25 protein-coding genes and 1 pseudogene are annotated in these 26,000 nt (G+C 62.0%); 9 read left to right on the top strand and 17 right to left on the bottom strand.

The window, feature by feature from the left end:
- Window positions 1-28: 28 nt before the first annotated feature.
- On the top strand, window positions 29-562 hold the full coding sequence (locus tag ACS4RR_RS27010; RefSeq protein WP_170255622.1) for an NUDIX hydrolase: 534 nt from the start codon (window positions 29-31) through the stop codon (window positions 560-562).
- Window positions 563-603: 41 nt separating this feature from the next.
- Here ACS4RR_RS27010 and ACS4RR_RS27005 read toward each other — a convergent pair whose 3' ends face one another.
- The 10 genes from ACS4RR_RS27005 to ACS4RR_RS26960 all read right to left on the bottom strand — a co-directional run bounded on the left by ACS4RR_RS27005 (window position 604) and on the right by ACS4RR_RS26960 (window position 10,279).
- The gene (locus ACS4RR_RS27005; protein WP_456190442.1) at window positions 604-1,515 is read right to left on the bottom strand and encodes an ABC transporter permease; all 912 of its coding nucleotides are present in this window, start codon (window positions 1,513-1,515) and stop codon (window positions 604-606) included.
- Complete coding sequence (locus ACS4RR_RS27000) at window positions 1,512-2,612, bottom strand: ABC transporter permease (protein WP_222293924.1); 1,101 nt, start codon at window positions 2,610-2,612, stop codon at window positions 1,512-1,514. Before ACS4RR_RS27000 ends, ACS4RR_RS27005 begins: the two co-directional genes overlap by 4 nt.
- Window positions 2,612-4,132, bottom strand: a complete 1,521-nt coding sequence (locus ACS4RR_RS26995) for an ABC transporter ATP-binding protein (protein ID WP_456190441.1) — start codon at window positions 4,130-4,132, stop codon at window positions 2,612-2,614. The genes ACS4RR_RS27000 and ACS4RR_RS26995 overlap by 1 nt, the downstream gene beginning before the upstream one ends.
- Window positions 4,133-4,135: 3 nt before the next feature.
- Entirely contained in the window at window positions 4,136-5,233 is a 1,098-nt protein-coding gene (locus ACS4RR_RS26990; RefSeq protein ID WP_456190440.1) for a BMP family ABC transporter substrate-binding protein, read from the bottom strand.
- 26 nt (window positions 5,234-5,259) lie between these two features.
- Window positions 5,260-6,639, bottom strand: a complete 1,380-nt coding sequence (locus ACS4RR_RS26985; RefSeq protein ID WP_222293930.1) for an amidohydrolase — start codon at window positions 6,637-6,639, stop codon at window positions 5,260-5,262.
- A gap of 1 nt (window position 6,640) precedes the next feature.
- Complete coding sequence (locus ACS4RR_RS26980; protein WP_407752411.1) at window positions 6,641-7,300, bottom strand: glutathione S-transferase family protein; 660 nt, start codon at window positions 7,298-7,300, stop codon at window positions 6,641-6,643.
- Entirely contained in the window at window positions 7,297-8,142 is an 846-nt protein-coding gene (locus tag ACS4RR_RS26975; protein ID WP_222293934.1) for an aromatic ring-hydroxylating oxygenase subunit alpha, read from the bottom strand. The genes ACS4RR_RS26980 and ACS4RR_RS26975 overlap by 4 nt, the downstream gene beginning before the upstream one ends.
- Window positions 8,139-8,792 (bottom strand): Rieske 2Fe-2S domain-containing protein, encoded by a 654-nt coding sequence (locus ACS4RR_RS26970; RefSeq protein WP_222293936.1) that lies wholly within the window; start codon window positions 8,790-8,792, stop codon window positions 8,139-8,141. The genes ACS4RR_RS26975 and ACS4RR_RS26970 overlap by 4 nt, the downstream gene beginning before the upstream one ends.
- Window positions 8,793-8,947: 155 nt before the next feature.
- Window positions 8,948-9,214: an acylphosphatase gene (locus ACS4RR_RS26965; protein ID WP_222293938.1), complete on the bottom strand. Its 267-nt coding sequence runs from the start codon at window positions 9,212-9,214 to the stop codon at window positions 8,948-8,950.
- A gap of 171 nt (window positions 9,215-9,385) precedes the next feature.
- Complete coding sequence (locus tag ACS4RR_RS26960) at window positions 9,386-10,279, bottom strand: LysR family transcriptional regulator (RefSeq protein ID WP_222293940.1); 894 nt, start codon at window positions 10,277-10,279, stop codon at window positions 9,386-9,388.
- A 114-nt stretch (window positions 10,280-10,393) separates the two neighbouring features.
- Between ACS4RR_RS26960 and ACS4RR_RS26955 the strand changes: the two genes are divergently transcribed.
- The 5 genes and pseudogenes from ACS4RR_RS26955 to ACS4RR_RS26935 form a co-directional block, all read left to right on the top strand.
- A complete protein-coding gene (locus ACS4RR_RS26955; RefSeq protein WP_456190439.1) occupies window positions 10,394-11,026 on the top strand; it encodes a DsbA family protein in 633 nt (210 codons plus the stop codon).
- A gap of 104 nt (window positions 11,027-11,130) precedes the next feature.
- The gene (locus ACS4RR_RS26950) at window positions 11,131-12,033 is read left to right on the top strand and encodes an MBL fold metallo-hydrolase (RefSeq protein WP_222293944.1); all 903 of its coding nucleotides are present in this window, start codon (window positions 11,131-11,133) and stop codon (window positions 12,031-12,033) included.
- Window positions 12,034-12,198: 165 nt separating this feature from the next.
- The gene (locus ACS4RR_RS26945) at window positions 12,199-12,441 is read left to right on the top strand and encodes a type II toxin-antitoxin system ParD family antitoxin (RefSeq protein ID WP_017968613.1); all 243 of its coding nucleotides are present in this window, start codon (window positions 12,199-12,201) and stop codon (window positions 12,439-12,441) included.
- Window positions 12,438-12,731: a type II toxin-antitoxin system RelE/ParE family toxin gene (locus ACS4RR_RS26940; RefSeq protein ID WP_222384816.1), complete on the top strand. Its 294-nt coding sequence runs from the start codon at window positions 12,438-12,440 to the stop codon at window positions 12,729-12,731. The genes ACS4RR_RS26945 and ACS4RR_RS26940 overlap by 4 nt, the downstream gene beginning before the upstream one ends.
- A 278-nt stretch (window positions 12,732-13,009) precedes the next feature.
- Window positions 13,010-13,576 (top strand): annotated as a pseudogene (locus ACS4RR_RS26935) (helix-turn-helix domain-containing protein); the annotation flags it as partial.
- Window positions 13,577-14,020: 444 nt separating this feature from the next.
- Here the strand turns inward: ACS4RR_RS26935 and ACS4RR_RS26930 are convergent.
- Genes ACS4RR_RS26930 through ACS4RR_RS26910 form a run of 5 tightly spaced genes read right to left on the bottom strand, consistent with a single transcriptional unit; the run spans window position 14,021 to window position 20,350 of the window.
- Window positions 14,021-15,253: an amidohydrolase family protein gene (locus tag ACS4RR_RS26930; protein ID WP_260112152.1), complete on the bottom strand. Its 1,233-nt coding sequence runs from the start codon at window positions 15,251-15,253 to the stop codon at window positions 14,021-14,023.
- Between the two features lie 9 nt (window positions 15,254-15,262).
- Complete coding sequence (locus ACS4RR_RS26925) at window positions 15,263-16,612, bottom strand: 8-oxoguanine deaminase (RefSeq protein WP_260112151.1); 1,350 nt, start codon at window positions 16,610-16,612, stop codon at window positions 15,263-15,265.
- A 37-nt stretch (window positions 16,613-16,649) separates the two neighbouring features.
- Window positions 16,650-17,846 carry an amidohydrolase gene (locus ACS4RR_RS26920; RefSeq protein WP_456190438.1) on the bottom strand — a complete coding sequence of 399 codons (1,197 nt, stop codon included), beginning with the start codon at window positions 17,844-17,846 and terminating at the stop codon, window positions 16,650-16,652.
- Between the two features lie 18 nt (window positions 17,847-17,864).
- Complete coding sequence (locus ACS4RR_RS26915) at window positions 17,865-18,902, bottom strand: questin oxidase family protein (RefSeq protein ID WP_260112149.1); 1,038 nt, start codon at window positions 18,900-18,902, stop codon at window positions 17,865-17,867.
- Entirely contained in the window at window positions 18,899-20,350 is a 1,452-nt protein-coding gene (locus ACS4RR_RS26910; RefSeq protein WP_260112148.1) for an FAD-dependent oxidoreductase, read from the bottom strand. Before ACS4RR_RS26910 ends, ACS4RR_RS26915 begins: the two co-directional genes overlap by 4 nt.
- A gap of 218 nt (window positions 20,351-20,568) precedes the next feature.
- On the opposite strand from ACS4RR_RS26910, the gene ACS4RR_RS26905 reads away from it, so the two are divergent.
- The 3 genes from ACS4RR_RS26905 to ACS4RR_RS26895 all read left to right on the top strand — a co-directional run bounded on the left by ACS4RR_RS26905 (window position 20,569) and on the right by ACS4RR_RS26895 (window position 23,764).
- Complete coding sequence (locus tag ACS4RR_RS26905; RefSeq protein ID WP_024322518.1) at window positions 20,569-21,855, top strand: ABC transporter substrate-binding protein; 1,287 nt, start codon at window positions 20,569-20,571, stop codon at window positions 21,853-21,855.
- Between the two features lie 152 nt (window positions 21,856-22,007).
- Window positions 22,008-22,949, top strand: coding sequence for a carbohydrate ABC transporter permease (locus ACS4RR_RS26900; protein ID WP_162117523.1), 942 nt, complete (start codon window positions 22,008-22,010; stop codon window positions 22,947-22,949).
- Window positions 22,946-23,764 carry a carbohydrate ABC transporter permease gene (locus ACS4RR_RS26895; RefSeq protein WP_260112147.1) on the top strand — a complete coding sequence of 273 codons (819 nt, stop codon included), beginning with the start codon at window positions 22,946-22,948 and terminating at the stop codon, window positions 23,762-23,764. Before ACS4RR_RS26900 ends, ACS4RR_RS26895 begins: the two co-directional genes overlap by 4 nt.
- 116 nt (window positions 23,765-23,880) lie before the next feature.
- On the opposite strand, the gene ACS4RR_RS26890 is transcribed toward ACS4RR_RS26895, so the two are convergent.
- Window positions 23,881-25,029 (bottom strand): ABC transporter ATP-binding protein, encoded by a 1,149-nt coding sequence (locus tag ACS4RR_RS26890; RefSeq protein WP_170281469.1) that lies wholly within the window; start codon window positions 25,027-25,029, stop codon window positions 23,881-23,883.
- A gap of 46 nt (window positions 25,030-25,075) precedes the next feature.
- Window positions 25,076-25,861 (bottom strand): SDR family NAD(P)-dependent oxidoreductase, encoded by a 786-nt coding sequence (locus tag ACS4RR_RS26885; RefSeq protein ID WP_260112146.1) that lies wholly within the window; start codon window positions 25,859-25,861, stop codon window positions 25,076-25,078.
- Window positions 25,862-26,000: the final 139 nt, after the last annotated feature.

Genomic DNA, 26,000 nt, shown 5'->3' with positions numbered 1-26,000 from the left:
AACAAGCAAATTCGGCAGCTCAATCGATATGACGCCTAGCAAAAAGGGCAGGAAGCCTCGACCGGACAAGTCCCAGCCACTGCTGCGACAGCTCGCTGCTGTTCCTGAAACGCTGTTCGCCGGCGCATTCCGTCAACAATACGGCGCACTTTGCTTCCGCCACGGCAATGGCGGATCCGGGGTCGAAATCCTGGTGATCACATCGCGCGAGAGCGCACGCTGGATCATCCCGAAAGGGTGGCCGATGAAAGGGAAAAAGCCTTTCGAAGCAGCAGCAATCGAGGCCTGGGAGGAGGCAGGCGTGCGCGGGGTGGTGAAGAAGAAGCCGGTCGGCCGCTATACCTATCTCAAAGAACTCGACAATGGCGATGTGGCGCCCTGTATCGTCGACATGTTTCAGATTGAAGTCACGGACATCAGCGGCGATTTCAAGGAGCGGGGTCAGCGTATTCTCGAATGGGTGAGCCCCGATGAAGCAGCAAGACGCGTTCGCGAGATCGAACTCAAGTCGCTGCTCGTCCAATTTGAGGCGCACGGCCGCAAGAAACGCGATCGCGGCTGACCACAGGCTTCTTCGCCGACGCGTTGCAGCGCCGCGCGTCTTTATCGCTCGAATGGTTCGCCAAGCGATGCCACGCCGTTCAGTTTCAGCAGACGACGGTCGGCGGAGATGATGCCGAGCACGATGATCGTGACGAGATACGGCAGGCTCGAGAGCAGCTGCGAGGGAACGTCAAGTCCGGTTGCCTGGGCTGCAAGCCCCATCAGCGACACCGCGCCGAAGAGGCAGGCGCCGAGAAAGATACGGCCGGTGAGCCAAGTCCCGAAGACGACGAGGGCAATCGCGATCCAGCCACGCCCGGCGATCATCCCGTCAGCCCAGAGCGGGGTGTAGACCACCGACGCGTAGGCGCCGGCGAAGCCGGCCATCGCGCCGCCGAAGGCGATGGCGAGGACGCGGACTGAGATTACCGAATAGCCGATGGCGTGGGCAGCCTTCGGGTTCTCGCCGACGGCGCGGACAATGAGGCCAAGCTTGGTGTATGAAAATATCGCCCACAAGGCGAGGGTCGCGGCGAGTGAAATCCAGACGACGATGTCCTGGAGGAAAAGGCCACCGATAACCGGCAATTCCGAAAGCCCCGGAAGAGCAAGCTTTGGAAGCCCCCTGACCGTGAGGCTTTCATAGGTCTTGCCGAAGAGCGCGGAAAGGCCTTGGCCGAGAATGCCGATGGCAAGGCCCGCCGCCACCTGGTTTGCCCGGAATCCCAGCGTGACGAAGGCGAAGAGCAGCGAAAGGACAGCGCTGCCGAGCCCGGCTGCGACGAAACCCAGGAGATGTCCGCCGCCCTGGTAGACGATAATGAAGGCGAGCACGGCACCGAAGGCCATCAATCCCTCGACCCCGAGATTGAGGACGCCGGCGCGTTCGGCCACCAGCTCGCCAAGGGCTGCGAGAAGAAACGGTGTCGCAGCCGCAAGCATGCCGGCAAGAATGAACTCGATGGCGTTCATGACGGGCTCCGGTGGGCGGCGCGGCGCCATTCAAGGCGATAGCGCACGAAGGCGACGGCGATCAGATAGGCGAGCAGCAGGCTGCCCTGGAAGACACGGACGGCGGCGATCGGCAAGTTGGCCGAGACCATGGCATTGTCGCCGCCGATATAGATGACCGCCATGACCAGCCCCGAGATCACGATGCCGATCGGATGCAGGCCGCCGAGATAGGCGACGATAATGGCCGCATAGCCATAGCCGCTCGCGACCGAACGCTGCAGCTGGCCGAGCGGACCGGCGACTTCGGCAGCTCCTGCAAGGCCCGCTGCAAAGCCGCCGATCAGCAGCGAAAGCCAGATCGCCCAACCTTCCCTGAAGCCGGCATAGCCGGCAGCCCGCGGCGCCAGACCGCCGACCTGCAGCTTGTAACCGATGAAGCTCCTCTGCATGAAGACCCAGGCCGCAACCGACAAAGCCAGCGTGATGAGGAACGAGACATTGACGCGGGTACCGGCAATCAGGGTAGGCACCATCGCATCATACTGGAACATTACCGACTGGGGGAAATTGAAGCCGTTCGGATCCTTCCAGGGGCCGAGCAGCAGATAATTCAGCAGCTGTGTCGCAACGAGGCTCAGCATCAACGAAACGAGAATCTCGTTGGCGTTGAGGCGCACGCGCCAGAAGGCGGTGAGAGAAGCCCAAAATGCGCCGCCGATTGCACCGAGCAGCAGCATTGCCGGCCAGATCCACTGGCCCGTCGCCTGCGGAAACCAGACCGGAATGGCAGAGGCGAAGATCGCGCCGAGTATGAACTGGCCCTCGGCGCCGATGTTGAAGACCTTGGCGCGAAAGCCGATCGCCAGCCCCTGTGCAATCAGAAGGAGCGGTCCGGCCTTTAAAAGCACCTCCGAAAACGACGCCCAGGAAAGGAAGGGCTCGAAAAGCATCGCATAAACGACCGCGACAGGGTCGCGACCCATCAAGATGTATAGGCCGAGGTTGAGCGTGATCGCTATGACAAGTGCCATGACGGGCGCCAGCAAGGTCGCAGCAAGCGAGGCGCGCTCCCGGCGGACCAGGGTGGGAACGAAAGCAAGGGACCAAGCACTCATCACTGGACTTTCTCGGGCGAGGCTTGCGCCCCGATCATGTATCGGCCGATCTCCTCGGGCTTCGTGTCCCGTGTCGCGAGCGGCGGGCTGAGCCGGCCGTGATGCAGCACCTGGATGGAATCGCAGAGCTCAAAGAGTTCTTCCAGCTCTTCGGAGATGACGAGGATCGCCATGCCCTGATTGCGCAATGCGAGCAGACGGCTGCGGATGGCGGATGCGGCGCCGATATCGACGCCCCAGGTCGGCTGCGCCACGAAAAGCAATTTCGGAGACAGCATGATTTCGCGGCCAACGATGAACTTCTGCAGATTGCCACCCGATAGAGTGCCGGCTTCCGCATCCGGGCCTGAAGTGCGGACATCGTACTGACGGATGCAATCCTTGGTGAACGCCAACGCCCGCGCCCTGTCGACGAGACCGTGCCGCAAAAGCTTGAGCGGATGGGCCGTCAGCAGACTATTGAGGGCGAGCGACATTTCGGGCACGGCGCCGCGTCCGAGCCGGTCTTCCGGCACGAAAGCAAATCCGAGCGTCCGCCGCGCGGCGGCATCGAGCCTGCCGACATCCATTCCCATCATGTAGATCCGGTCGCGTTGGTCGCGCCCCAGTACCGTTTCGCCCGAAATCAACACGGCAAGCTCGCTTTGGCCGTTGCCCGAAATACCGGCGATGCCGAGGATTTCGCCGGCACGCACTTCAAGGCTGATGCCGGAGAGCGGCACGGCAAAGGGATCGTCGGGCTGGTAGTCCAAACCGATGATCTCCAGCCGCTTTTCACCGCCGGACAGCGGCAGCGCCGAGATGGGAGCGGGCATATCGCGGCCGATCATCATGCGGGCAAGGTCATGGGCATCATGGTCACGCGGGTCGACATCCCCGGTCACCCGTCCGCCGCGAAGGATCGTCGCCCGATCGCAGATCGCCCGGATTTCCTCGAGCTTGTGGGAGATCAACAGGATGGAAACGCCGCCGTCGCGCAGCCGACGCAGCGTGTCGAAGAGCTTCTCCACCAGTTGCGGCGGCAGGACGGAGGTCGGCTCGTCGAGGATCAAAAGCTTCGGATTGGTCATCAGGCTTCGGACGATCTCCACCCGTTGCCGCTCGCCGACGGATAGCGCATGCACATGGGCGAGCGGGTCGACCTCAAGGCCGAACTCCCGTCCAAGCGTCCGAATGCGGTCCTTGAGCTCAGCCTTGCGACCCGGCACGACCAGCCGAATATTCTCCAGGACGGTCAAGGTCTCGAACAGCGAAAAGTGCTGGAAGACCATGCCGATGCCGTGGCGCCTCGCCTCGGCAGGGGAGGCAAGGCGCAAGGGTTCTCCTTCCCAGACGATGTCTCCGTCGTCCGGTTGCTCGACACCGTAGATCAGCTTCATCAGCGTCGATTTTCCCGCCCCGTTTTCGCCGAGGATCGCATGGATCGATCGCGGCGCCACGTCCAGATCGATCGCCTGATTGGCATGGATCTGGCCGTAGCTCTTCGAAATGCCGCGCAGCGACAGAAGCGGGGTCGTCATCACTTATTTCGGCAGCGGCGTGGACACGCCCTTGACGTGCCAGTTCATGGCAATGATTTCGGCGTCGGCCATGGCCGCACCCGATGCGACACCTTCGCTGCCGTCGGCCTTGATGATCGGCCCGGTGAAAGGCGAGAAGCTGCCGTCGGCGATCTTTGCCTCGATCGCCTTGATCTTGGTCATCACGTCAGCCGGAACATCCGGGCTCCAGTCGACCACTTCGACGACCTTGTCGGCGACGCCGAGGAACGCATTGGCGCCCTTGAACGTGCCGGCGAGATGGGCGTCGACCGAAGCCTTGAAGAACGGCGACCAGTCAGTCGAGATGCATCCAAGATAGGTTTTCGGTGCGTATTTCTTCATCGAGGAGTTGAGGTTGAAGGCGTAGACGCCGGCTTCCTCGCAGGCCGAGATGACGGACGGCGTGTCCTGGGCGTTGGAGAAGATCACGTCGCATTTCTGCGCAATCAGCGCCTTGGCGGCTTCCTGCTCCTTGGCCGGGTCGAACCAGGAGTTCACCCAGACGACCGAGACTTCGATATCGGGCTTGACGGCCCGGGCGCCGAGAGTGAAGGCGTTGATGGAGGTGATCAGTTCGGGAATGGCGAAGGCGGAGACGGAACCCAGCTTGCCGGTCTTGGAAAGTGCCGCGGCAGCCATACCGAGCAGATAGGTGCCCTGGAAATATTTGGCGGCAAACGGCGAAAAGTTCGGAGCAACCTGGAAGCCGGAGGCGTGCAGGACCGTGACGCTCGGATCGCGGCGGGCGATCTGCAAGGCGCCGTTCTGATAACCGAAAGAGCCGGCGACCAGGAACTTGTTTCCGTCGGCGACGGTCTTGTTCATGATGCGGTCGGCATCCGGGCCTTCCGCGATATTCTCAAGCACGGTGACCTTGACCTTGTCGCCGTAAGCGGCCTTGATCGGCTCGAGACCGGCGGCAAGCGCATGTCCCCAGCCGACGTCGCCGATCGGCGACGGTACGACGAGCGTGATGCCGAGCGGCTCGTCGGCGGCCAAAGCAAGGCGGCTGCCGAGCACGCCGGCAAGGCCGGTGGCGGCAGCGGCCGTCATCAGGTTTCTACGGGTCAGTTTGGTCATATTCTCAGTTCCCTCTTTTGGTTCTTTTAAAATTCCACGGTGGATAGTGCGGCCTCGGCATCGGCAGCCAGCTTGGCCTCGTCGAGACCGGGAAATTCGCCCTTCTGCCAGACGATGCGGCCATTGATCATGGTCATGTCCGTCGCCATACCGATGCCGACGCGGGCAATCAGGCTCAGCGGATCGTGCCGCGTGCCGACGTAGTCCATGCGGCGGGTGTCGATCGCAAACAGGTCGGCGGCCATGCCCGGCGCGAGCCGGCCGATATCGCGCCGGCCGAGCAGGCTGGCCCCGCCTGACGTACCGTAGCCGAGGAAATCGACCGGCGGCGGCACGGGATGGGCGCGGCCGGAGGCGACGAGGCATTGCAGCATGTAGGCGGAATGCAGGCAGTGCATCAGGTTGGAGTTGTCGTTGGAGGCAGCGCCGTCGCAGCCGAGGCCGATGCGCAGGCCGAAGGCGGCCATGGCGGGAATGTCCGTGACCTCAGCGCCGACCAGATAGACCGGTTCCGGGCAATGCGCGACACCGGTGCCGCTGGCGGCCATTGTCCTGAGTTCGTCGTGGGTGAGCTCCCAGCAATGGGCATAGAAGGCATCGGTCCCGGCAAAGCCAAGTTCTTCCAGATACTCGACCGTGCGCATGCCGTGGCGAGCCTGGATGACCGGGCTTTCGCCTTCGCCGACATGGGTATGCATCATGACGCCGCGATCACGCGCCAGCGCCACCGATTCCACGAAGGTCTCGCGATAGCAGTTGACCGGCTGGCAGGGCGCGACCACGACCTGGCGCATGCTGAAGGGGCTCGTATCATGATAGGTGTCGATCAGCCGGACGCAGTCGGCGATGAACTCGTCGGTCGTTTCCAGCATCTCGTCCGGGATGGTCGAACCTTCCGACTTCGGCAGGGTGTTGCCGCCGCGGCCGGCATGGAAACGCATGCCGAGCAGCTCGGCTGCTTCGAACTGACGGTCGATCAGCCGCTTCCCGGCGTGCCGGGGGAAATTGTACTGGTGGTCGAAGGCCGTGGTGCAGCCATGCTTGATCATCTCGGCCATCGCCGTGACGGAGGAGTGATAAAAGCACGCCTCGTTGAGCTGCGAAAAGATCGGGTAGATGCGGTCCAGCCACTCGATCACCGAGAGCTTCGTCCAGTCGAGATCGGCGCGGTTGCGTACGAAACACTGAAAGAAGTGATGATGGGTGTTGACGAGGCCCGGATAGACAAACCAGCCGGCAGCATCCTGCACGGTGGTGCCGGCAGGCAGTGCGTCCGCCCCCAGATTTTCGCCGATCGCCACGATCGCCGGACCGCTGGTCAGGAGATCGACATTGCGATGGACGGCCGGTCCCTTGCCCTCGTCGACAATCACGGCCGCGCAGTTCTTCAGGAGATATCCAGCCATCTCACGCCTCGCCCGGTTCGATATGAGGTTCGGGCTTCAACTCGTGCAGCCGGTGAATACCTGGCATCTCGATAAATTTGTCGAGGGCGCGCAGCGCCCGGGACCAGAGCCGGATCGCAGGATAAGCATCCAGCGTGACGCCCCCATCGGGCGCCAGCGCCACATAGGGAAAGCAGGCGATGTCGGCAATTGTCGGCCGGTCGGCGGCGAGGAAGCGCATGCCGCGAAGGCCCTGCTCCACAAGCCCGGCTTCAAGCTCGCGGAGGGCGGCGATGCCCTGAGCCTGCAGCGCGCCGATATCGCCCGGCCGCAGCAGCATCTCATGGAGCCGCGCTGCCCCGAGACTTGCCGTCAGCCGGCCGGAGAAGGACAGCCATTGCTGCACCCGCGCCGCTTCCTCCGCCTTGCCGCCGCCGAGCCATTCGGGTGCTGCCTTGGCGGCAAGATAGACGAGGATCGCCGACGATTCCGTCAGGATCAGGTCGCCATCGGCTAGGATCGGAATGGAGCCTGCCGGGTTGAGTGCAAGCAGCTCGGGGCCGCGATGCTCGGCGCCGGGATGGAAATCCACCGGGCGCAGGTCAAGCTTCACGCCGGTCAGCGCCGCCATCAGGCGCACCTTGTAGCAACTGGGCGAGAGAATGTAGTCGTAGAGCTTCATTGCGCCACCAGCTGTGCGCCGTAGGTATAGTTGTGACGCTTCAGCCAGCGCCGGTAGGCGATCGATGTCAGATCGGCCCGCGTCGGGATTTCCATGCCGGGGTCGAGCGGCAGCAGCCGCGGAATCTGGTTTTCGAGGATCGAACGATCCTGCAGAAAGATCGTCTGCTGGAAGTGGATGAGGTCGGTCATCGCGGTCTCGTCGTCGAAGAGCGCCATCCACGGCCAGACGTCGCACAGGTCCTCGGCCAGCGGCTGCACGAAGAGCGTGATGACATCCCATTCGCTCGGGCGCGGCGGGCAGGTCTTGTAGAGCACCGAGCAGGTGGGCGCCGGCACGCGGTACATGTATTCCGTGGTGATCCCGCCGCTTGCCGACTTCGAGGCCTGCGGCTGGTAGAACTTCACCTGCGTCGCCCAGACCTCGTCTTCTTCCTCGCGGATCTCGACCTTGTAGTTCTGGACCTCCGTATGCGGCTCTGCGCCGAGAATATCGGTGTGGACGAAGGGGAAATGGGCGATGTCGAGGAAGTTCTCGACGGCACGCAGCGGCGAGCAGCGCACCCGCACCACGCCGACATCGACGAAGCGGCGACCGGGCTGGTCGGCCTCGGGAATGGGAAAAAGTTCCTTCTTCGGCTGGCCGAGGGAGGACCAGACATGACCGTAACGTACACGCACCGGCAGAACGCGGCCGTCTTCGCCCGTCACCTGCGCATTGCCATCGGCATCGCGCGCCACTTCGATCGGCGCGCCCATCAGCGCCGTCGTGCGGCCGGTGCTGTCGAGCTGGCTGAAAAGCCCGACCGGATACCATTCGTCGATCATCGCCTGCATGGTCATTGCGCGATCTCCCTTTTCTGAAGACCCTCGGCCCGGCGGCGCAGGCTCTCGGCGGCCCGTGAAGCTCCGATACCCGCCGCGAGGCCGGCATCACCCTTCAGCAGCACATGGATCTGCGTCTGTCCGTCGTCTTGGGCGGATAATAGCAGACAGACGGCCCCGGCGGGTGTGTCGATCTCGACAAGACCATCAGGGCTCGCCTTGCCGCCGGCCGCCGCCTCGATCGCGGCGATGCCGGCGAACGCCGTCAGGGAGCGCAGGGGAATGAGGCCCTCGAGCCCCGGCGGCTTCGATGCGGGCGTGCCCACCGCCACCCAGATCACGCTGCCCGCTTCCTCGACATCATGGGTAGCGACGCGGATGGTTTCCGGCGGCATCAGCCCCGGATGGGCCGGAATGCGCAGGCAGTTTCCGGCCTGGCCATAGCTCCAGCCGTGATAGATGCAGGAAAGCGCCTCGCCGCGCACGAAGCCGTGAGACAAGCGCATGCCGCGATGCGGACAGCGATCCGCCGATGCCGATATGCGCCCCGAAGCGCTGCGCCACAAGGCAATCGATCCGGCTGCCGTCCAAGCCGGCATGACGGTTCCGGCCGGCAAATCCCGGGAAAGGGCGACTGGCGTCCAAAAGCCCGTCGTATCGGAAGGCATGACTAGAATTCCCAAACAAAGCCAATTGCTTGCCGAGCACGTCCCGCATCGGCGCCGAGGCTATTCCGCCGCAACCTTATCAGGTTTGCATAATTATTTCGCATTGGCAACATTGAGTAAATAATATGCACCGATGAAATGCGCGAGAGCCCGGACTAGGTCCTTTCGCCGCTGATCGCCGTTCGATCTATCCCCTCGACCCACACGTCGATAGGCCCGAGAGAGCATCCCATCTCCAGCATGTCGATCAACTCCTCCGGCCCAGCAACCTCAAGTTCGATCCGCATGGAACTCGTATGAGATATGGTGTGCGAGAGGCCAAGCTTGGCGGCATGACGCCGGATCCAGGGAACGAAGGAGGCAGCCTCCAGATCACCGACAATCGTCATCCGTTCTAGAAGGTAGCTTGTATCTTGTCCCATGCTCGCCCTTGTTTTCCTACACCATAGCGCTTGAATGAACTTCGGGAAGCGGTCGCCGTCAAGGCGAGAATATGGCGTCGGAGTTTCCTTTGCAAAGCCGTGCGGCGGCATACCGATTGCCCGGCACCGTAAAGCTGCTTCGGAGCAACTCAGGCTCCGTGATGGCGCAGCCTAATCGGGCGAGCGACCGTCCGTAAGCATTGCGACAAAGGCCGTGACTTTGGGAGTGCGGAACCGAGCTGCCGGATAGACGACATAGATTCCTCCGGCCGGCAGGCTCCAGTCCGGCAACAATCTTGTCAATCGGCCGGCGTCTATATGCTCTCCAGCCAGAAAATCCGGAAGCACGGACATGCCTGCTCCAGCAAGCGTGGCCGCGAGGACCGCAGGCGTCGAATTGCTCATGAGGCTCTGCTGCATCCGCACGGTCCGCCGATCGAAATCGCCCTGGATAAACCTCCAGACCACCGGCTCCTTGAGGGCCAGGTTGGCGATAAACGGCTGGCCCGCCGCATCCTCTGGGCTATTCAAATTGAGCGTGGAGGAGAAGCTGGGGGACGCAACAAGAAACTGCCGGAACGAACCGATCCGTCTCGCTTGATGACTGGAGTCATCGAGCCAACCAACGCGGATCGACAGATCGATCTGATTGGCGAGCAAATCCATCTTCGTATCGGCGAGCAGAAGCTCCACCCTGCAAGCGGGGTACTTCTGGATAAACGCCCCAGCAATCGGAGCGATCGTGCTCGCACCATAATCGTTGGGCGCAGCAATGCGTAGCATGCCGGTCGGCTCGGCATTTGCGCGGGTGATTTCACCGACCGCGTCCTCGGCTTCGCGGAAGATCATGACGCAGCGCGCGTAGAGAAGCTTGCCGGCCTCAGTCGGCTCGACGCGTCGCGTTGTTCGCAGGAGCAAGCTGGTTTTCAACTCAGCTTCCAGCCGGGCAACCTGCTGGCTGACGACCGTCTTTGTGATCGCGAGGCGCTCGGCAGCTTTCGTGAACGAGCCGGTATCGACGACGGCTGCGAAATAGGCAAGCCGATTGAGGTTGACAGCCTCCATGACCTTCTTCCCCTTGATTGTAAGTTTTTGACATACATTCTGTCACATTTAACAATATTTATCACTCAATAGAAGTGCGCTATCTGTTGCCCATCGCTTCAAGGATGGTCCGATATGCATCTTACCTATCTCTACGATCCGCTTTGTGGCTGGTGTTATGGTGCGGCGCCCGCGCTCGACAATATGGCCAAGCTCGACAATCTCACCGTCGAGCTTGCGCCGAGCGGACTCTTCGCGGGCGAACGCGCGCGGCCGCTGGATGAACGTTTCGCAGCCTATGCCTGGCATAATGACCAGCGGATCAACCGGCTCACGGGACAGGTCTTCAGCCAACTCTATCGCGATCAGGTTCTCGGGGGCGCGGACACTATGTTCGACTCCGCCCCTGCGACGCTCGGGCTCATTGCGGTCGGCCTTACGCAACTCGACAGAGAGCGCGAAGCTCTGAAAGCACTTCAAATCGCCCGTTATGTTGAAGGCCGCAACACCTCGGAGATCGCTGTCGTGGCTGACGTTCTCGATCAGGCCGGGTTTTCCGATGCCGCCGCTCGTGTCCGGGCTCCGGACGAGGCCCTGCTCGACGCCTACCGCAACAGGATCGGGAAATCCCGCCAACTGATGGATGCATTCCGGATGGATGGTGTCCCGGCGCTATTGGTCAGCGACGGCGACAAGCGCCGCGTGCTGCGCAGCGATGCCTTGTTCGGCGGCTTTGACCAACTTGCTGCCGAGCTTCAGGCGGCGTGATCGTTCATTCTCAGCAGACCGTTCCATGAACTACCGACAAAGCCTGCCGGGGGGCAACGCTCACGGCAGCAGAAAATCGAAACTGGCGATCATCGGAGACAACCATGTATTCAAGGAGAGAAATCATGAAAACCACACTCGCAGCCGGCGCGGTGGCCGTTTTCGCGCCTGCCGGTCTCGGCAACGCAGCCGGATCAAAGCTGGCCTGGAAGCACTTCCCCGCCGGCCAAAATGGCTTCTTTCGCGCTCCGGTGCTGCTGACCGGCCCCAGCGAAGCGTTGCTGATCGACGGCGGCTTCAGCTATCCCGACGGCCATGCGCTGGCGGAAGCCATCAAGGCCACGGGCAAGACGCTGACCGCGATTTATGTCAGCCAGTCCGATCCCGACTATTACTTCAGCCTCAAGCCGGTCCTCGAAGCCTTTCCCGGCACAAAAGTGCTGGCCGCCTCCGATACGATTGCAGCGATCAAGGGCAACGTCGAGAAAAAGCTTGCCGTTTGGGGGCCGCAGCTCAAGGAGAACGGCCCGCAGACCCTTGCAGACATCGTCATGCCCGAAGCCTTCGACGCTCCAAGCCTCACAGTCGATGGTGAGACCGTCGAGATTGTCGCGGCCGAGGCGGGGTTAAGCAATCGCCGGTACCTGTTCGTGCCGTCGCTGAACGCCGTTTTCGGGGGCGTCATGATTTTCTCCGGCGTCCACGTATGGACGGCCGACACCCAGGCATCGGAGCAGCGTGCCGCTTGGGTGGCCACCCTCGACAAGATCAGCGCCCGCAAGCCGACGATTGTCGTTCCCGGTCACATGATGCCGGAAGCGGCAACCGATCTGTCCGCCGTCGAACACACGAAGAGCTATCTGCTCGCTTTTGAGGAAGAACGCGCCAAGGCCGCCGATTCCGCCGCGCTGAAGGCCGCCATGGAAGCCCGCTTCCCGGGTCTTGGCATGGGCGTTGCGCTCGACATAGGCGCCAAAGTCGCCAAGGGAGAAATGAAGTGGGGCTGAACAGCCGATCTTTAAACTGATCCGAAGGGCCTGGGAGGGCCCTTCACCTCCGGCAAGGCCGCAAAAGTGGTGATGCAGTCGTCAGGTCCGCATCTCATCAAGGCGTTCGATCCTTTGACAAACTTTGCCAAAATCGGTTATATTGCCTTCAAATGGAGGTTATCAATGGCCACGATGAACGTATCTCTTCCGGGCCCGATGAAGGATTGGGTGGAGGCCCAGGCCAGGACCGGGCGATATTCGAATGCTAGCGACTACGTGCGCGACCTGATCCGACGCGACCAGACGCGAAACGACAAGATCGCCGCCATGCAAAGCTTCGTCGAGGCCGGGCTCCAAAGCGGTGTTGGCGTTCGATCAAAGGATGAACTCTTTGCTGAGGCGATGGCTCGTACCAGCAAGTCATGAGTTTTAGGCTTTCTGCCGAAGCGGAAGAGGACATCATTGCGATCGCCGAGCAAGGTGTGCGTCTGTTCGGGGCAGGCCAAGCAAAGCGATACCACGATGAACTTTTCGCATTATTTGATCTGATAGCTGCCAATCCACGCATCGCGCGCGAACGGGATGTGATCGATCCGCCCGTTAGAATTCATCCCTTCAAAGCGCATCTAATCGTTTATCGGATCGAAAATGATGAAACAATTTTTGTAATACGAATTCGCCACGCGCATGAAGATTGGGCAACTGATTCAATTTAGCGCACCTCGGATGGAGCTGTGGGATTTGGTGTGTCTCAGAGATCGGGGAGGGCCAAGACCCGATCCCGAAGAGAAGCAAGGCCGTGAACGACATCAGATGCGATGTAAATGGAAGCTCGACAGCGCTTGACTTCAACACGCCGAATAGAGAAGTTCCATAATTCAGCTTATGCCATTTTACACAACCCGTGATTGTAGCCGCAAAGTTGAAGTGTCCTGTTTCTGCAAAGTTGGAATGTCATTCTCCCCGGGTTTGATTGGCGACGGGGAGATTGCGGATGGGACTGATAGCGATGAGCGAGCGCGACCTGCAGCGGATCGAGATCCTATCGAAAGTGATCGCCGGCCATATGACGATGGTGTCGGCGGCGCATGTGCTTGATCTGAGCGAGCGCCAGGTGCGACGGCTGTTGGAGCGGATCCGCACTGGTGGTGCGGCGTCGATCCGGCACAAGGCGATCGGTCGGCCGTCGAACAACCGGATTAGTGACGGTGTTCGAGATTACGCGGTGACGCTGGTTCGCGAACGCTATGCAGACTTCGGGCCGACATTGGCGGCTGAGAAGCTTGCCGAGCGCGATGGACTGCATGTGTCGCGCGAGACGTTGCGCGGCTGGATGACAGGGGCCGGCGCTTGGCTGTCGCGCAAGCAGCGGCGGACGTTCCATCAGCCACGCTTGCGGCGCGAGGCCTATGGCGAGCTGATACAGATCGATGGCTCCGAGCACCGCTGGTTTGAGGACCGCAGTGACCCGTGTTCGCTGCTGGTGTTCGTCGACGATGCGACGGGCAGGTTGATGCAGTTGCGCTTTGTCCGTTCGGAAAGCGCCTTGGCCTATATCAAGGAGCGCCAGGAGCAGCAGTCGCAGCCTGATGTAAAGACCAACAGCGAGAAGAACGGCTATGTGCGACGTGCTCGCGGTCCGGGACGGCGGAAGGATTTCATGAACGATCCCGCCGTCATTGCCCGCCGGCGACAAGCGCTCTCTGACCTCGATGCGGCGGAATGACCGGCTGCTCCAACTGTCCAAGCTAAAGCCGCAGGGGAGCATCTCACCCGCCCCCTCCCTTCCCTTGCAACCCGGTCCAGCCGGTCCGGTCGGGGGCTTGCCTCAGCGCAAGTGGACATGCCGAGTGTCGCATTTCTAAATAGCTGAAGACGCGTCCGAAGTGACACTTCTACTTTGCACACAAACGGACATTCCAACCTTGCCGCCACATACACAACCCATGATTGCTTTACCTTCGACTGGCTCATCGCGAGAACTCCAGCAAAGCGTATGCGGTGCCTAGCCTGGGTCCAGGAAAAGCTGCGGCCGCGGGCGAAGGAAGCTCCGGCGACCATTTTTCCACCCGGCGCTCGCCGGCGCGATTGTCGCGACGGCATCGGCAGCCGAGGGGGCGTCGAAGAGGACGATATCTGCCGCGCTGCCTATCGCAATGCCGTAAGCCTTTCTTCCCAGGAGGGTGGCAGCCTGTGTCGTGATCATGGCGAAGACGCCGTCGAGGCCACCGGGAGTGCCGATCTGGGCGATGTTGGCGTAAAGATTGGCCATGCGCATCAGGTTGACGTCGCCGAACGGCGTGAACGGATTCAGGACATTGTTGGTGGAGATGGTCGCGACGACGCCGAGCGTTGCTAGCCGGTGAGCGGGTGTCACGCCGCGCGGCACGAGATGGGTCGAACTCCGACCGGTCAGGAAGAGATCGGTGGCCGGCAGGACGGTCAATGCGATGCCAGCCTCGGCGAGACGGCGGCCGATCGGCTCCAACTCTTCCGGCGGCAAAGCAGAGAGCTTGGTGACGTGGCCGACCGAAACGCGCCCCTGGTAGTGGCGAGCGAGTGTCTCGGCTATGACGACAGGGAGATTCGAGCCTGCGGGATCGAGGTCGAAATCGAGATGGAAATCGACGGCGACGTCGTGGCGCACGGCGAGGTCGAAGATGCGGCGGATGTGTTCGGTCGGTTCCGGATCGGTGTAGGGGCAGCCCCCCACCAGATCGGCCCCCACCTTCAGCGCCTGTTCGAGCATGCCCTCCGTACCGGGATCGTTCGTCAGACCTTCCTGCGCGAATGCGCAGATTTCGATGTCGATGAGGCTGGTATAGTCGGCCTTCAATTTTCTGATCGCCTCAAACGAGCGGAAGCCGGCGCGCGGGTCGATCTCGACGAAGGTGCGCAGGCGAGTGGTGCCGTTGACGATCGCCTTTTCGATGACCGCGGCAGCGCGGGCATAGACATCTTCCTCGGTGAAGGCCGCCTTGGCCCTCGAGGTCTCGCTGACGGCCTCCGCGAGCGTCCCGGTGCAGAGATTGCAGCGGCTGAAAATGCCGGCCTTGTCGAGGTGAATGTGGGTCTCGATCAGGCCGGCGCAGGCGAATTTCCCTCCGGCATCATGGTGCGGCGCGTCGCAGACGAAGCGAGGTGCGATTGCCGCGACGCGGCCTGCCTCGAATGCGATGTCGGTCGGTTCGGTCAAGCCGGCCATACGGACATTGCGGACGACGAAATCGATCGCCATGGGGCCTCCTCAGACCGACAGAAGAAAATTGCGGGCGACGCGGTTATGATCGGCAATCAGCGCCTCGATATCGACACCCTCCGGCATGCCGTCGGTGACGCGCCATTCGCCTGCGATCATGACGCGATCAGCCGTGGTCGCGCCGCAGAGCACAAGGGCTGCCAGCGGATCGCCAGCACCGGAGAAACGCAATTCGTCGAGCTTGTAGAAGGCTAGATCCGCCTGGCGGCCCGGCGCGATGATCCCGATGTCGTCGCGACCGAGCAGCCTTGCCGAGCCAGCGCTTCCCCAACGCAGCGCGTCGAGATGGGTAACGGCTTCGGCGCCATAGGTCAGACGGTTCAGCATCAGGGCATGGCGCACGCTTTCCATCAGGTTGGAATTGTCGTTGGAAGCCGAGCCGTCGACGCCAAGGCCGACTGGCACTCCTGCGGCTTCCAGCTCGCAGGTGCGGCACATGCCTGATGCAAGCACCATGTTGGATGTCGGACAATGGCAGATGCCGACGCCGTGCCGGCCGAGTTCGACGATCTCGGCATCGTCGAAATGAATGCCGTGGGCGAGCCAAGTGCGGGCACTCAGCCAGTTGCAGCGGTCGAGATATTCCACTGGCGTGCAGGCGAATTTGCTGCGGCAGAATTCTGCTTCCGCCCTGGTCTCGACCAGATGGGTATGAAGACGGCAATCGTAGCGTTCCGCCAGTGCCGCCGATTCGCGCATCAGTTCCAGCGTGACGTCGAAGGGCGCGCAGGGCGCGAGCGCCACCTGCGTCATCGCCCCTTCGGAGCGGTCGTGATAACGCCGGAGCACACGCTCGCTGTCGGCAAGGATCACATCGTCATCCTGCACGACATTGGCGGGCGAAATCACGCCTTGCTGGTCCTTGATATTGAGACTGCCCCGCGTCAGCGTGATGCGCATGCCGAGGCGAGCCGCCTCCTCGGCTTCGACATCCATCGCGTCTTCGAGACCGGCGGCATAGAGATAGTGGTGATCGGAGGTGGTGGTGCAGCCGGAGAGGAGGAGCTCGGTCAGCGCAAGACGGACGGCAAGACGGAAGGCTTCGGGCGTCATGTGCCTCGCCCAGATTGGATAGAGCGCACGGATCCATGGCCAAAGCGACTTGTTGATCGCAGCCGGATGGGCGCGCGTCAGCGTCTGGAACATATGGTGATGGGTGTTGACGAGACCGGGGATGACGACATGCCGGCCGGCGTCGAAGTGTGCATCGACGGGGGTCGAAGGCTGCCGTCCAGCTGCGACCAGCTCGACGATGCGGCCATTCTCGATGACGATACCTCCTTCGGCGCCTTCTGCCATGATGGCGAGCGGCGATCGGATCCAAAGTCGGCCCTTCATCTGCGGTGCTCCCATGCGCCATACATTGATGGAAAAATCAGACGACGAGCCGGCCCCCGCGGGCGATAATAGTGCCGCCGCGAAAGACGATGCGATCGAGGGGACGGGCAGCGACGGCTTCTGCCAGCGACGCTGCGGGCAAAATAACAAAATCAGCAGGTGAGCCGGCCTGGAGCGGGCCGACGGGACGGCCGAGGATTTCGGCCGGCGCCTGCGTCGCCAGGCGGAAGGCCGCCGCCAGATCCTCATCCGAACGGAAATCCTGGCGATCGCAGAGGATGCCGACACGCTCCAGCATGTCGCCATTGCCGAACGGCGACCAGGCGTCGCGGATATTGTCGTTGGCGCAGAACAGCCGGACGCCGGCGGCGGCAAGCCGCTTGACCGGTGGCATTGGCACGGCTCCTGGCGCGCTGGTCATGATCGCCACGCCCGATCTGGCGAGTGCGGCGGCAGTGCGGCCGAATTCGGCATCGTCCAACTCGCCGAGGCAGAAAGCGTGGCTGACGACCACCTTGCCTTCGAGGCCGAGTGCTGCCGTGCGATCGGCGATCTGGCGAAGTTCGAAGGCGCCGAGTGCACCGCCGTCATGCAGATGGATATCGAGCCCGACACCGTATTTGCCGGCGACGGAAAAGATCGCATCGAGATGGCCGGTCACATCGTTGTCGATCCCGGCGGGATCGAGGCCACCGACGAGATCGGCGCCGGCGGCGATCGCCGCATCGAGCAGCCCGGCCGTGCCGGGATCGCGCAGCACGCCGGATTGCGGGAAGGCAACGGTCTGGATATCGACGAGATGACCATGGCTCTGCTTCAGCGAGAGCACGGCCTCGAGGCCTTTCAAGCCGATTTCGGTATCGATGTCGACATGGCTGCGAACGGAAAGTGTGCCGTAGGCTGCGAGCTTCTCCAGCAGCGCGCCGCCGCGGGCTTCGACCGGCAGCGCCACCATGCGCCGCAGCGTTTTCTCCGCTTCGATCCGTTTGGCGACCGTATCGCCCGGAATATGCGGGATGAATGGCAAGCCAATCAGCGTCTTGTCCAGATGAATATGGGCGTCGACGAAGGGAAGGCAGAGCAGGCCGCCGGCAGCATCGAAACGCGGCACTGCGGGGTCGATGCCGGCGGCCGCGTTCGGGCCGATCGCGGCGATCCGGTCATTGTTCAGAATAAGCGAGACGATCTCGCCGGCTTCTGTCCTGGCGTTTTCGACTACGAGGCTCGGCGTCATCAATTCTTCCATCATCCGTTATGCAATCAGCCCGACCCGGCGCGCCGCAACGACGCGATAGAGCGGATCCTTCCACACCTCTTCCTCCTGCAGGGCAGAAAAGACCAGGCTGACATCGTGTTCGTCGTCCGAGGATACCGCGGCGCGTTTGATCTCCGCCCAGGCAGGCGCCTGTCGTCTGCGCATTTCTTCCAGCGCTTCGGCGGTGGGGAGCGCTGGAAAACCGATCTTCGGCACCAGTGAGGCGATCACCTGCCAGAAGGCGCGGTAGAAAGGCTCGGGATTTTCGAGGTGCGGAGAGACGAGGCGCAGCCAGTGCATGCCGGTGACGGAATGGAGTGCGGTGAAATCCATGGTTCCGGCAAAGAGGGCAAGCGAGGTCGCGGCCATACGGCGCGGTGTATCGGCGCTGAAAGCCAGACGGTCGATAACGGGGCGGAAGCCCGGAAGTGCGGCGACGGCGCGGATATTATGCCAGAGCAGATCGGTTTCCGGCTCATAATCGCGGATGCCTTCGATATTGCCGACATCGGCAAGCACGCTCCCCGGATCATCCGTATCGGGCGCGGCACCGGTCGCGGATGGCAGCGGCAGATAGCAGGCCGCCCAATAGCCGAGCGCAGTGCCAACCTCCTGGTCGTCCTTCTTGAGCACACCGTAGGCAAGGCGCATCAGCGGATGCGTGGCGCTGCCGGCAAGGCCGTTCACCATGGCGGGCAAATAGGTGCGGATGACGGCATCGATGCCGAGCCGGCGGGTTTCGGCGATGAAGAAGGGGCGGTAATCCGCCTCGCGCGTACGATCGCCGAGCGCCTCGGCCCATTGCGCCCTGATAATCGGGGCAATCGGCGGCGGCACGGGCGGAAGTGCATGGCTCTCGCGATATTGTTCGTACCATTGTTCCAGCCGTTCGGGCGAGGCGCCGAGGCGATCGAGCGCGATCAGCACCATCGGAACGTGGTTGGCCAGCAGATAGGGAAATTCGACGCTATCCTCGCGGGCCCGCAAAAGGATGGTCTCCAATCCCGAAAATTTAACGGCGGCAGCCTGTCTCATGCCAGAACCTCCCTTGATGTCGTAACGTCCTCGTCTATGCCGGGATCGAAATGCGGTTCGTCATAGGCGGCCAACGCTTCAAGATACCGGTTGGAGTCCTCGATGAACAGCGCTTTCACCAAGGCGCTGACGACGCGCGGCACACCGAATTTGAGACCGGTGACGCCGTTGCTGATCGGGCCGAGGCTCGCCAGCGCGCCGGTATTGAACATATGGATGCGCGAGACCCAGCCGGCTTCGGCATGCCTGGGCGTGAGTTCGAAACCAGGACCGAGATAGGGATGGCCGCCAAGCAGGGCGTTCTCCTCCCCCTGCGGCGGTTGGAAACAATCCTTCCAAAACGCTGCGGTGTCGGCGAGGCCGGCAAGCTCGGGCCGGAGCGCGAAATTAATCTCGTAACCGGTGCCGAGCAGGAGATGATCGGCATGATAAATGCCGTTTGCGGTCGTCAGCTTGACCTTGCCGCCGTCCATCGACAGTTCACGGACACCACAACCGAGTTGCATGGTGAAACCAGGGTGGCTACGGGCTCGCTCATATTGCTCCTGGGTCGGCGGCACCTTGAAATTGAAGTAGAGGTGGGCGAACCGCCAGCGCTCCAGATCCGGCAGGTCGGCGAAATGGCCGAGAAAGCCGGGGAAATTTGTCCAGGCAAGAACCTCGGTGCGCGGCAGATCGGTGCTCCGCGCAAACATCGTCACCTCTCGGGCGCCGGTTTCCAGCGCCGCCACCGCCCAGTCAAAGCTCGACGTGCCGCCGCCAAGGATTGCGACATCCCTGCCCTTGAGAAAATCGATCGGTATCGGCTCATTGCTATGCGTCCAGGCGGATTTCGGCAGCGCCTTGACCATTGCGGGTATGCGCGGGCCGCCGCAGCCGTCGATGCCGGTTGCCATCACCAGCCGGCGGCAGCTGACCGTGCGGCTGGTGCCGTCAGCATTTGACAGCGTGAGAGCGAGTCCGCCTTCCGCCTGATCGATCGAGGAAAGCGTCGTGTCGTTTTCGACGTCGATGCCGACGGTCCTTCGAAACCAGATGAGATAGGCCATCCAGTCCTGGCGGCCGATCTTGTCGAGCGCGTCCCAGGCGTCGGCGCCATTCAGCGCCTCGTACCAGGAACGCAGCGTCAGGCTCGGGATGCCGAGATCCGGGCCTGAGAGATATTTCGGCGAACGCAGGGTCTGCATGCGGGCGCAGGTGATCCAGGGGCCTTCGCGGCCCTCCTCGCTCTGATCGATCACATGAACAGACCTGATACCGCGCCGCTTCAGGGCGAAGGCGATCGACAGGCCGGAGAGGCCAGCGCCGCAGATCACAACGGAATGCAGCTCGTCCCGGTCTTCATCGCCCAGCGTCGGCCAGCCGGCACAGAGCGCCTCAATGCGCGCCATTTCATCATGGGCGCGGCATTCCAGCTCTCTCAGGCGCTCATCGGGCGTGGTCTTCATGAAGGTGCAGCTCGCCGCGTTGGACAGGACAGTATAGACGCGCAGGGAATGATCAACTCCCTGCTATTTTTTATGCAACGCGCACAAAATATGGACATTTATGCGCGAATATGTTCTAATTTGTGATTTTTAATGTTTGTGCTTTTTTGTCAAGTGCGCTTGAGTGCGATTTTGTTTGATGTATAGTGCCTCAAGCCAATCAAAAAAGGGGAGCAAAAATGAAATCGCTCAACAGTCTCACACGGAAATTGGCGATCGCGGGCCTCGTCTCGGTCGCATTTGTGGGCTCCGCTATCGGCGCCGACAAGAAATATGAGGGCATCACGCTCACGCTTGCCTCGCAGAACGACCAGTTCGCCGCCGTTCTGGCTGCCATCGCCCCCAAATTCACCGAAGAGACGGGGGCCAACGTCAAGGTCGACATTCTCGATTACGGCTCGCTGTTGACCAAGACCACGACCGATTTCGTCGGCGGCACCGGCGGCTACGACCTGGTGACGATGGATATCGTCTGGGCGGGCCAATATGCAGAAAACAAATACACCGTCGATCTCACCGAGTGGATGAAGCGCGACGCCGCCGAACTGAAGCTCGACGACATCTATCCGACGCTTCTCAACGCGCTTGGCCACTGGGGAGACAAGCAGGTCGCCTTTCCCTTTGCCGGTTATGCCAACGTGCTTGCCTATCGCAAGGATCTCTTCGATGCCGCCGGCCTGAAGGCGCCGACGACGATGGAGGAAATGGTCGAGGCCGCCTACAAGCTGACCGACCCCAGCAAGAAGATCTACGGCTTCGTCGCCAACGGCCAGAAGGGCCCGGCGGTCGCGCAGGACTGGATGCAGTACAATACCGAGATGGGCGGTTCGATCCTCGGCTCCGACGGCAAGCCAGCGCTGAATTCCGAAGCCAATATCAAGAGCCTGACCGTCTATAAGGACCTCTTCATGAAAGCGGCACCTCCCGGCGCCGTTAATTATGACTGGGGCGGACGCGAGGAAAGCTTCCGCCAGGGCATTGCTGCGACCATGCAGACATGGTCGGTCGGTGCGCCCGGCTATTATGATCCGTCGATTTCCAAGATCGTCGACAAGGTGGCGATCACGACGGCGCCCCGCGGCGCCGGTCTGCCGAAGGTCTATGGGATCGGCGGCTGGGGCATGGCGATCAACGCCGGCATCAAGGACACGCAGAAGGAAGCCGCCTGGGCCTTCATTAAGTGGCTAGTCAGTCCGCCGGTGCACAAGGAATTCAACATGATGGGCGCCGGCAGCTTCCTGCGCAAGAGCGAGATGACCGATCCCGATCTGCTGAAGAAGTTCCCCTTCCTGCCTGTCATCGCCGAAACCTTCGAGCATGGTGACGGCGAATATCGTCCGCGCATCCCGCAATATCCAGAGATTCAGGACCTGCTCGGCACCGCCGTCAACGACGTGCTCGTCGGCAATGCCGATCCCAAGAAGGCGCTCGACGCCGCTCAGGAAGCCGCTGCAAAGCTCTTCTGAGGACAATACGGTTTCCTCCCGGGGCCGCGGCCTATGTCGCGGCCCTGCCGTTTCGAGACCATTGATCCGATGCGCCTCAGGCTTCATGATCGGGTGAGCCCCGGGCTCGATCCCGGTAGCGCGCATCGAACCAGGAACCTGATGGACATGACGTGACCCTATCCCTCACTTCCGCGCTGAAGCCCTCCCCGGCCTTGAGCGTTTCCTATCTGGAGCGCAGGCGGCTGTTCTTCATCCTGATGACGCTGCCGGCCTTCATCTACGTGCTCGTCATCGGCGTCTGGCCGCTGGCGCAGGGCATCTGGTTCAGCCTCTACGAATATAATCTGCTCAAGCCGGCGCGGACGCATTTCGTCGGCCTCGGCAACTATATCGACCTCCTCTCCGACCCGGTGACACGCGGGGCCTTCGTCAATACCGTCATCTTCACGGTCGGTGCCGTGACTGTCGAACTGCTGCTCGGCTTTGCCATTGCGCTGGCGCTCTGGCGCGATGACCGCTTCAATCGGATCTGCCTGGCGCTGATCCTGATACCGGTGACGATCACGCCGCTGGTGGTCGGACTGATCTTCCGGGCGCTGCTGCTCTCCGATTACGGGCTTGTCGGCTATTATCTCGCCGAGTTCGGGCTTTCCGATCCGCGTGGGCTTTTTGCCAATCCGAGTTCGGCGCTGGCGACCCTTATCTTCGTCGACATATGGGAATGGACGCCGTTGGTGGCGCTGATCCTGCTTGCTGGCCTGAAAGCGCTGCCGGGCGATATTCTCGAGGCATCGGAAGTGGATGGGGCAACGGCGCTGCAGCGACTGAGAATCATCGTCATTCCGCTGATGCTGCCTTCGATCCTGCTGGCGCTGACGCTGCGCACCATCGATGCCTTCCGCATCTTCGACAGCGTTTACGTGACGACGGGCGGCGGGCCGGGCAACGCGACCAACACGCTGATGCTGCATGCGGTGAAACAGGGTCTGGAATTCTTCAATATCGGCCGCGCCTCGGCGATCTCCAACCTGACACTGATCTGCATCGCCGTAATCGCGGCAGGCTTCATCCTGTTGATCCGCAAGGCGGACAGAAAGGCGAACGGGCGATGAGCACACGCACCTTGAGCCGCATCGGCGAGCGCGCCTTCATCCTTGTCATGCTCGCCTTTTTCCTGCTGCCCTTCCTGTGGCTGGCATCGACCGCCTACAAGCCGTCGCGCGACATCTTCTCGATCCCGCCAAGACTGACTTTTACACCGACCCTCGAGCAGTTCGCGACGGTCTTCCGCCTGTTCGACGTCTGGAGCCTCGTATCGTCAAGCCTGCTGATCGCCGGCGGTTCGGTGATCTTGTCGCTGCTTCTCGGCGTGCCGGCAGGCTATGCGCTGGCACGCTCGACCAGCCGCTATGCCATTGCGGTCGCCTATTTCTTCATGGCAATCCGCATGGTGCCGGCGGTGGCGGCGCTGATCCCCTTCTATTTGATGATGCGCGATATCGGGCTGCTCGGCAGTTGGGTCGCCGTCGTGCTCATCAACGCGATGCTGAACTCGGCCTTCGTCACCTGGATGATGTTTTCCTATTTCCGCAGCCTGCCGAAAGAGCTGGAAGAGGCGGCGCTGACAGATGGCTGCACTCTGTTCGGCTCCTTCTGGCGCGTGGCGCTGCCGGCGGTGCGCTCAGGCGTCGTCGCCTCCACGCTGTTCTGCCTGATGTTTTCTTGGAACGACTTCCTCTATCCGATGTTTCTCACTCGGCTCGATTCCAAGCCGATCTCGGTGGCGCTGCTTTCAGCCTATGGCACGAAGGACATCACCTGGGGCACGCTCGGCGCGCTGGCGCATTTTTCGACGATCCCGATCGTGTTGATCGTGCTCTTCCTCAACCGTTATTTCGTGCAGGGCCTGACAAAAGGCATTCACTAGCGCATCGGCCCGAAAATCGGAATCGATTTTCGGAAAGCACGATGCGTAGATTCAAAGTGTTACAGCGTCCTTTGCGCGTCTGAAAAGACGCGCGGCGCTGTAAAGAGACGATGCGCTCAAGCGCGGATCGCTGCTTCGGTGGCGGCATCGAAGACGTGAACGCGGGCGGGGTCGGCGGCAAGCGACAGGCGCTCGCCGATCTTGACGCGGCGGGTGCCGTCAATGATGAGGCGCAGGCGCGGGGCAGATAGCGTCACGTCGTCCTCTTCGGCCGAAAGCGACTTCAGCCGGTCGGCGGCCTCAACATCGACATGAACGAGCAGGTTGGCGCCGAGATCCTCGACGAAGGCAACGGTTCCAGTGAGACCGCCCGCGTCGACCGGTTGGAATGCTTCCGGTCGGATGCCGAGCACAACGGCACGCCCGGCGGCGGAGGCGATGCGCGGCCGCTCGGCGAGCACCTCGCCCGAAAAAACGATGGATACCTGGCCGAAGCGAGCCTCGGGGCCGTTCTCCGTCGCGAAGAGATCAGTCGCTAGCAGGTTCATCGCCGGCGAGCCCATGAAGCTCGCGACGAACAGATTGGCCGGCTGATCATAGAGGCTGCGCGGCGTGCCGAGTTGCTGCAGGACGCCGCTTTTCATGACGGCGACGCGATCGCCCATGGTCATGGCTTCGACCTGGTCGTGGGTGACATAGACCGTGGTGATGCCCGACATCTTCTGCATGCGGGCGATTTCGGCGCGCATCTGGCCGCGCAGGCGAGCATCGAGATTGGAAAGCGGCTCGTCCATCAGGAAGGCCTGAGGGCTGCGGGCGAGCGCCCGGCCCATGGCGACGCGCTGGCGCTGGCCGCCGGAGAGTTGGGCGGGCTTGCGGGCGAGATAGTCCTCGAGCTCCAGGAGCTTTGCCGTCTCCTGCACCTTGCTGGCGATGTCGGCCTTGTCGAGGCCGCGGACGCGAAGGCCGAAGCCGATATTCTCGGCCACCGTCAGATGCGGGTAAAGCGCGTAGGACTGGAAGACCATGGCGATATCGCGATCGCGCGGGGCAAGATCGTTGACGACGGCGCCGTTGATCGTCAGGCGGCCGTCGGTGATCTCCTCGAGGCCGGCGATCATACGCAGCGCCGTCGATTTGCCGCAGCCGGAGGGACCGACAAGCACCAGGAATTCGCCGTCGCGGATGGTCATGTTCAGGTTGCGGATCGCCGCATAGCCATCGCCGTAGCTCTTGCTGATCTGGTCGAAGACGATTTCAGCCATGCTCTTTCCTTGCCGAACGGGGGACCTGCCGTGGAACCTGGATGGGTCAGGTCGTGTAGACGCCGCCGGTGACGTTGACGCCCTGCCCGGTCATGAAGCGCGCCGAATTCGAGCAGAGGAAAACGACGACATCGGCCACGTCGTCAGCCGTTTCTAGCCGGCCGAGCGGCGTCTGGGCGATATAATCCGCAACGACGCGTTCGGGCGTGACGCCGCGCAGGCTCGCTTCCCAGGCGATCTCGCGTTCCTGCATGCCGGTCTTGACGAAACCGGGGCAGACGGCGTTGACGCGAATGCCTGAAGCCGCGAGCTCGCGGGCGAGCGCCTGCGTCCAGCCGAGCACGGCAAACTTGCTGGCGGAATAATGAGCCAGCAACGGGGCGCCGATCTTTGCGGCAAGCGAGGCAGTGTTGACGATGACGCCGGTCCCGGTGCTCGTGAAACGGCGAGCAGCAATCTGGTTGGTCAGGAAGATGCCGCGAATGTTGACGTCGAAATTATAGTCCCACTCCTCGTCGGTCAGTTCCAGCGCATGCTGCATCGTGGAGACACCAGCATTGGCGCAGAGGATCTCGTAACCGCCTGTCCTCTCGATCACCTCGGAAAAGGTCGCCTCGACGGAGGCACGCTTGCGAACGTCGATCGCATAGGCAGTGGCGCCGTTGCCGATCTCGGCCGCCGTCTGTTCGGCGGCCGCCAGGTTGATGTCGCAGATCGCCACCTGGATCGACTGGCGGGAGAGCGCGGTCGCGATCGCGCGCCCTATCCCAGTCGCTCCGCCGGTGACGATCGCACGCTTGCCGGATAGTTCTGGAAAGCTCGGAGATTGCATGCTCGCCCTCATCGACTGGAAACATCACCGATCATATAACAACAAAATCATACACAACAAGCAAAATTTATGTTTGAATTTGTTCGAGTCATTCGATACATAGGGAGCAACAATCAGACAATCGTAGCCACGAGTTGCG

The sequence above is a fragment of the Rhizobium zaerense genome (assembly GCF_051810725.1).
Lineage (GTDB): Bacteria > Pseudomonadota > Alphaproteobacteria > Rhizobiales > Rhizobiaceae > Rhizobium > Rhizobium leguminosarum_I.
The sequence above is the reverse complement of the archived record's forward strand: the minus strand, read 5'-3'. Positions and strand labels throughout refer to the sequence as shown.

Excerpts from the sequence above, each read along its gene's own strand:
- ACS4RR_RS26885 (WP_260112146.1), bottom strand. The coding sequence starts at position 25,861 with ATGCAATCTCCGAGCTTTCCAGAACTATCCGGCAAGCGTGCGATCGTC.
- ACS4RR_RS26945 (WP_017968613.1), top strand. The coding sequence starts at position 12,199 with ATGGCCACGATGAACGTATCTCTTCCGGGCCCGATGAAGGATTGGGTG.
- ACS4RR_RS26920 (WP_456190438.1), bottom strand. The coding sequence starts at position 17,846 with ATGACGCCGAGCCTCGTAGTCGAAAACGCCAGGACAGAAGCCGGCGAG.
- ACS4RR_RS26965 (WP_222293938.1), bottom strand. The coding sequence starts at position 9,214 with ATGGGACAAGATACAAGCTACCTTCTAGAACGGATGACGATTGTCGGT.
- ACS4RR_RS26950 (WP_222293944.1), top strand. The coding sequence starts at position 11,131 with ATGTATTCAAGGAGAGAAATCATGAAAACCACACTCGCAGCCGGCGCG.
- ACS4RR_RS26890 (WP_170281469.1), bottom strand. The coding sequence starts at position 25,029 with ATGGCTGAAATCGTCTTCGACCAGATCAGCAAGAGCTACGGCGATGGC.
- ACS4RR_RS26955 (WP_456190439.1), top strand. The coding sequence starts at position 10,394 with ATGCATCTTACCTATCTCTACGATCCGCTTTGTGGCTGGTGTTATGGT.
- ACS4RR_RS27005 (WP_456190442.1), bottom strand. The coding sequence starts at position 1,515 with ATGAACGCCATCGAGTTCATTCTTGCCGGCATGCTTGCGGCTGCGACA.
- ACS4RR_RS26975 (WP_222293934.1), bottom strand. The coding sequence starts at position 8,142 with ATGACCATGCAGGCGATGATCGACGAATGGTATCCGGTCGGGCTTTTC.
- ACS4RR_RS26985 (WP_222293930.1), bottom strand. The coding sequence starts at position 6,639 with ATGGCTGGATATCTCCTGAAGAACTGCGCGGCCGTGATTGTCGACGAG.
- ACS4RR_RS26990 (WP_456190440.1), bottom strand. The coding sequence starts at position 5,233 with ATGACCAAACTGACCCGTAGAAACCTGATGACGGCCGCTGCCGCCACC.
- ACS4RR_RS26895 (WP_260112147.1), top strand. The coding sequence starts at position 22,946 with ATGAGCACACGCACCTTGAGCCGCATCGGCGAGCGCGCCTTCATCCTT.
- ACS4RR_RS26910 (WP_260112148.1), bottom strand. The coding sequence starts at position 20,350 with ATGAAGACCACGCCCGATGAGCGCCTGAGAGAGCTGGAATGCCGCGCC.
- ACS4RR_RS26970 (WP_222293936.1), bottom strand. The coding sequence starts at position 8,792 with ATGCCTTCCGATACGACGGGCTTTTGGACGCCAGTCGCCCTTTCCCGG.
- ACS4RR_RS27010 (WP_170255622.1), top strand. The coding sequence starts at position 29 with ATGACGCCTAGCAAAAAGGGCAGGAAGCCTCGACCGGACAAGTCCCAG.
- ACS4RR_RS26980 (WP_407752411.1), bottom strand. The coding sequence starts at position 7,300 with ATGAAGCTCTACGACTACATTCTCTCGCCCAGTTGCTACAAGGTGCGC.
- ACS4RR_RS26940 (WP_222384816.1), top strand. The coding sequence starts at position 12,438 with ATGAGTTTTAGGCTTTCTGCCGAAGCGGAAGAGGACATCATTGCGATC.
- ACS4RR_RS27000 (WP_222293924.1), bottom strand. The coding sequence starts at position 2,612 with ATGAGTGCTTGGTCCCTTGCTTTCGTTCCCACCCTGGTCCGCCGGGAG.
- ACS4RR_RS26930 (WP_260112152.1), bottom strand. The coding sequence starts at position 15,253 with ATGGCGATCGATTTCGTCGTCCGCAATGTCCGTATGGCCGGCTTGACC.
- ACS4RR_RS26925 (WP_260112151.1), bottom strand. The coding sequence starts at position 16,612 with ATGAAGGGCCGACTTTGGATCCGATCGCCGCTCGCCATCATGGCAGAA.
- ACS4RR_RS26915 (WP_260112149.1), bottom strand. The coding sequence starts at position 18,902 with ATGAGACAGGCTGCCGCCGTTAAATTTTCGGGATTGGAGACCATCCTT.
- ACS4RR_RS26995 (WP_456190441.1), bottom strand. The coding sequence starts at position 4,132 with ATGACGACCCCGCTTCTGTCGCTGCGCGGCATTTCGAAGAGCTACGGC.
- ACS4RR_RS26905 (WP_024322518.1), top strand. The coding sequence starts at position 20,569 with ATGAAATCGCTCAACAGTCTCACACGGAAATTGGCGATCGCGGGCCTC.
- ACS4RR_RS26960 (WP_222293940.1), bottom strand. The coding sequence starts at position 10,279 with ATGGAGGCTGTCAACCTCAATCGGCTTGCCTATTTCGCAGCCGTCGTC.